Here is a 4,601-nt window from a genome sequence, read left to right as displayed (position 1 = left end):
CTTTCACTGCCGCTTCCACTTTCACTGCCGCTTCCGCTTTCACTGCCGCTTCCGCTTTCACTGCCGCTTCCGCTTCCACTGCCGCCATCATTGGTAAGGGTTGCCACTATATTATTGCTTTCCGTGGAAACATTAAATTCATATGTGCTTACCGTAGTAATGCTTGTAGGCACGGAAATTTCTGTAGCTTGGGTAATCGTATCCCCACCAGTGAGGGTCGTCGCCGACAACAGGGTTACTTTATCATTTTTTACCAGATTAGCCAAGGTGCCCTGAGCCAACACGCCTACCTTGGCATTGGTAACATCAGCCGTGCCATTTACGGTCAGCATGGTGTCGCTGGTGGTAATGTTGGTTGGGAGATAAAAATTTAGATTTTGAAAACTATTTAAACCTCCACCCCACTGTCCACTGCCTACAATTACACCAGACGCACCTAAATTTAATGTATTACCCGAAGATGTACCGCCTTCGGACTGCCCGCCTTCTAAAAATGAAGGTATAGAAATTGGGGATAATATATTGATAATGTTATTATTGGCTATCCCAATTGGATTAAATTCAGCATCAAAAGCATAGACGACACCACCATAAATAGTAACATTATCCCCTGAAAAAGCTACATCCCCTTGTATGGTAATAGTATTATTACTGGCTTCCGTTCCTCCTTGTCCGCCTTTCACTGTACCAACTGTAACCTGAGGTCCTCCCACATTTCCGATGATAACAGTATTATTGGAGGCTTCTCCATCGCTACTAAATCCGCCAAATACATCTTCAGTCACCGTTCCCTCTATGGTAGCAGTATGTCCGGACTGTGGTCCTGTAGGATTACTTTCCCACACACTCGTCTCCGTAATCTCTCCATTATATACATTGACCGCTGTCTCTCCTTCATGCACTATTGCATTCCCAGCATACGCCGGTGAAATACAGTAGCCACCAGTACACATCAAGGCGGCCAAAATCATCCCAGTCAGCCGTTTTTTATTTTTTTTCATACTCATATCCTTTCCCTCCCATAAAATGATAACTTATCCAGGTAAAATCTTAACTCCAGGCCGGCAGCAATTAAATGAGACTCATTCAGTGGAAGATTTATGCGCCCACTGAATGTAGTCGAATTAATCCCACGCTATTGTCTGAAGCTATTCTTTTCTAACTAGATTACGGCAAGAAAAAGATAAATCCTACTGTAAAAAGCGACAGTTTTTGGCCTTCTGACACCTGTCAATTTTGTCAGGTAGTCAGTAAAATCAAGGGTTTGATGGAATTTATATATATAAACCACTTATTTTTTACTGCTTCTCCAACGCCAGGAGGAGGGCTAAATTTTGTGCCATTATTATCAGATAACTATGGAAAACCACTACCTTCTAATGTAAAATATAGTATATAGGGCGAGGCGAATTTCCTGCCGACAAACCAGATTATGTACGAGGTGTTTTATATGCCATCCATCCGTTTAATTGTTTCTCAAATGCTCACTTGGACATATGTACAGATTGTTTACCAAATGATAATGAATGATGGCAGAGGCCTTTTTCTGCGTGGCGGACTAAGCGAAGAAAGCCTGCGGATTATGTCTAATATCATCTTTCTTTCGTTATCCGGTGCAGCTGGTATGGCTTTTTTTGCCCTTTACTATCGTCGCATCCCAGCAGCCATCAAACGAAGCTCCATTATCTGTGCTGTACTAATTGCCTGCTTGGGACAAATATTAATGGAGCTGTTCCCCACTGAAGCTATGATGGCTGTCGGCTTACTGCTATCCATGCTGGGCTGGGGCTATTTGATGGCCTATATATTATACAGAGCTGCCCTAGAAGTCTCCGACGCTTATTTTGGCCGATTTATTGGTATATCCCTGGGATTTGGCAGTATTTTGGCCTTTATCATCGGAGCTGCAGATGCTGTTTTTACGGATATGCTGGCTTCGCGCATTCTTGCCATTCCCGGCCTTATCACGCTGGCACTTATTAAGCCAGCTGATGAATATTTGGCCATCAGACAGCCCCCTTCGCCAATTTGGCATTCCTTTTTTCAAAAAAGCCACACTTATCTGGTAATATCGGCTATTATAATGGGCATAATGCTGGGTCTTTGTGATAGTATAAGTGTTTTCCGCTTTCCTGAATACCTGCCCTACTTCCCCAGCTCCCGGCTATTCTACGCCGGTGGCCTCCTCTTATTTGGTTGGCTGGCCGATAAAAAGTTTTCTGTCATGCCTGCGATTGTATTGATAGTGAGTATTTATTTTCTCTGGTATAGAACCTTTAGTACGGAGCCAGGTCTATTTTTACTGTCCGCCATGCTGGTTGAGGCTATTTATTCCTCACCCATTATAGTGCTGTTGATGACCGCCTTTCTCCATATAGCCGCCCATTCGGACAACCCTGAGAAATGGGCCGCTATGAGCCGCATAATAGAATTACCAGCATTGAGTCTGGGATTATTACTAGGGTTTGTATTCTTTCAATATGTTTATTTGCCTATCAGCTTTACTGTATATACTGTAATGCTGCTGATAAGTGTAGCCCTGTTATACAAAATCTCCATCCTCTATATGCACAGTCTGGCCGAGCACAACACTGAAAAGTCATCTGAGCCTGTCACAGAGCTCAAGCAGCCTGAAGAACAGCCTGATGAGCAGGACAGATATATACGATATTGCGAGCACTACAATTTAACCAACCGGGAAGCAACAGTTTTACAGGAGCTGCTAAAGGGCCTAAAAATATCTGCCATAGCAAAAAATCTTTTCATAAGTGAACGAACAGTACGCTTCCATATTACCAATTTACTAAAAAAAACCGGTCATGACTCTCAGCTGTCAATGCTGTCGGACTATTATCGCAGTGATGGCTTCCATAAAAAATAGAATACTTCCCCAAAAATAAAGCACCAGCTTACATTACCAAGCTGATGCTTTTTTCTTATTCCAGGGCCATCTGTTCCCTATCAAATTTTCGGGAAAAGATAATCCAGATGATGGCTATATAAATTAGGAACTGGCCCAGGGTTACGGCGCAGTCGAAAAAGCCTGCTCCCCGGAATACGATATCCCGGATGAATTTGAATTCCCAAGTTAATGGGAAAATTTGATTTACCCACTGTACCCACTCCGGCATCATGGTCATGGGTACGCCATAGCCGCCGAAAATAAATCCGCCGGGAACAAACAGTATCATGCGGCTGGAGGCCGCCCCCGGATTGGCTGCTGACCAGCCCATGACCACGGACAGCATGCCCAGCATTATGATATACAGGGTCTGCACTGCCAAATACAATAATATGCTGCCGGAAAAATTGATATCGCCCCAAAAGCGCAGTACCACCAGGCCGATAAAATTGGCCGTGAGCCAGCAGGCACAATAGGGCAGAATGCGCTCGATCAAATCATAGGCTGTACCCAATTTCAAATGCAGGGCCATTTTCCCCTCCATGCGCAGGCGGGGCACCATACCCAGGGTAGCGAAGCAAAAAAACATACTAGAAAAAAATATCAAAAAGCCCGTTACCTCGCCGTTGCTGGCCGACTCCGCCGGATTGAACAGGGAACGGGACACCAGCATGGTGCCGCCCTGTATGGTGTCACCGGTGCCGATACTTGGATTGTTTAGGTCAGCGATAATCTCATTGAGGGCCTCCCGCACCCCGCTTAAGGCTGAGGAGCTGGTATTGTCGTAAAATACCCCGATATCGGCCCGCTCCCCATTATAATGGTTTTTCTCCAACCCCTTGGGAAAATACACCACCGCATAGGCCTTATCCCGGTACATCAATTCATTGGGCTCCGCCGGGGTATTCACCACCGCCGTAACCGAAAGCAGCTGGGAATTGTTCAGATAATTAATCAGCTCATGGCTGTAGTGGGAATCATCCAAATCAATTACCGTAATGGGCGTATCCTTGGCGTAATTCAGCCCCATCATGACACTGAAAATCACCGTAATCACCAGGGACACCATAATGGAAACCTTCTCATAGGGCATGCCATTACCGGTAAGAAGATGCTTTACTTCGTCGCGAAAGGCCTTCATCTCATCTTCACTCCCATCGTCATACCAGGCAGAATACCCTCGGCAGGCTCAAGGTAAATCCGCATCTGGAAGGAGGTTAAATCCGCCTGGCCCTTTTCCCGGGTCATACGCAAATCCGCAAAGCCAGGGGCCTGGGTAAGGAGCCGAATGGTCCCCTTGACCTTTTTCCTGCCAGCCACGGATACAGCTTCAATTTCGTCTCCCTCCTTATATTTATTCACCTTTTCCTCGCTTACATAAACATCAAAATAGTAGCGGCTGCTCTCCATAAGGATGACCGGGGTATTGGGAGCAATTATTTCCCCCTCCTTGGCCAACAGCTTGATAATCTTGCCATCCTCGGGAGCCCTGAGGGTAAGGCGTTCCTTTTGCACCTTCAATTCCTTCAGCTGAACCTCCAGTCCCTTCAATTGCTGATGCAATGCCTCCACATCATTGAGCTTGTTGGCGGCTGTCTGACGCTCCAGGGCAATGGTAGGTAAATTTATGGAATCGGTGTCCCCATTATCGGCAGAGCCGGCCAATAATTTGCTGAACAGCTGCTTTTGCTGGGCGACA

The 4,601-nt window shown here is 45.8% G+C and carries 4 protein-coding genes; 1 reads left to right on the top strand and 3 read right to left on the bottom strand.

Annotated features, from left to right (window positions below; genetic code table 11):
* The coding region (locus Q0Y54_RS11715; protein ID WP_297968156.1) for a hypothetical protein at positions 1-1,007 on the bottom strand (1,007 nt) is incomplete at its 3' end.
* Between the two features lie 515 nt (positions 1,008-1,522).
* Here Q0Y54_RS11715 and Q0Y54_RS11710 point away from each other — a divergent pair.
* Positions 1,523-2,881 (top strand): LuxR family transcriptional regulator, encoded by a 1,359-nt coding sequence (locus Q0Y54_RS11710; protein WP_297968154.1) that lies wholly within the window; start codon positions 1,523-1,525, stop codon positions 2,879-2,881.
* 55 nt (positions 2,882-2,936) lie between these two features.
* On the opposite strand, the gene Q0Y54_RS11705 is transcribed toward Q0Y54_RS11710, so the two are convergent.
* Together Q0Y54_RS11705 and Q0Y54_RS11700 are read right to left on the bottom strand one after the other, a co-directional pair.
* A complete protein-coding gene (locus tag Q0Y54_RS11705) occupies positions 2,937-4,043 on the bottom strand; it encodes an ABC transporter permease (protein ID WP_297968152.1) in 1,107 nt (368 codons plus the stop codon).
* Positions 4,040-4,601 (bottom strand): HlyD family efflux transporter periplasmic adaptor subunit (locus Q0Y54_RS11700; protein WP_297968150.1); only part of this gene is annotated, 562 nt, incomplete at its 5' end. The genes Q0Y54_RS11705 and Q0Y54_RS11700, both read right to left, overlap by 4 nt.

It is taken from the genome of uncultured Anaerovibrio sp. (assembly GCF_947302755.1).
In the GTDB taxonomy this organism is placed as follows: domain Bacteria; phylum Bacillota; class Negativicutes; order Selenomonadales; family Selenomonadaceae; genus Anaerovibrio.
This window is presented reverse-complemented; position numbering and strand designations above follow the sequence as displayed.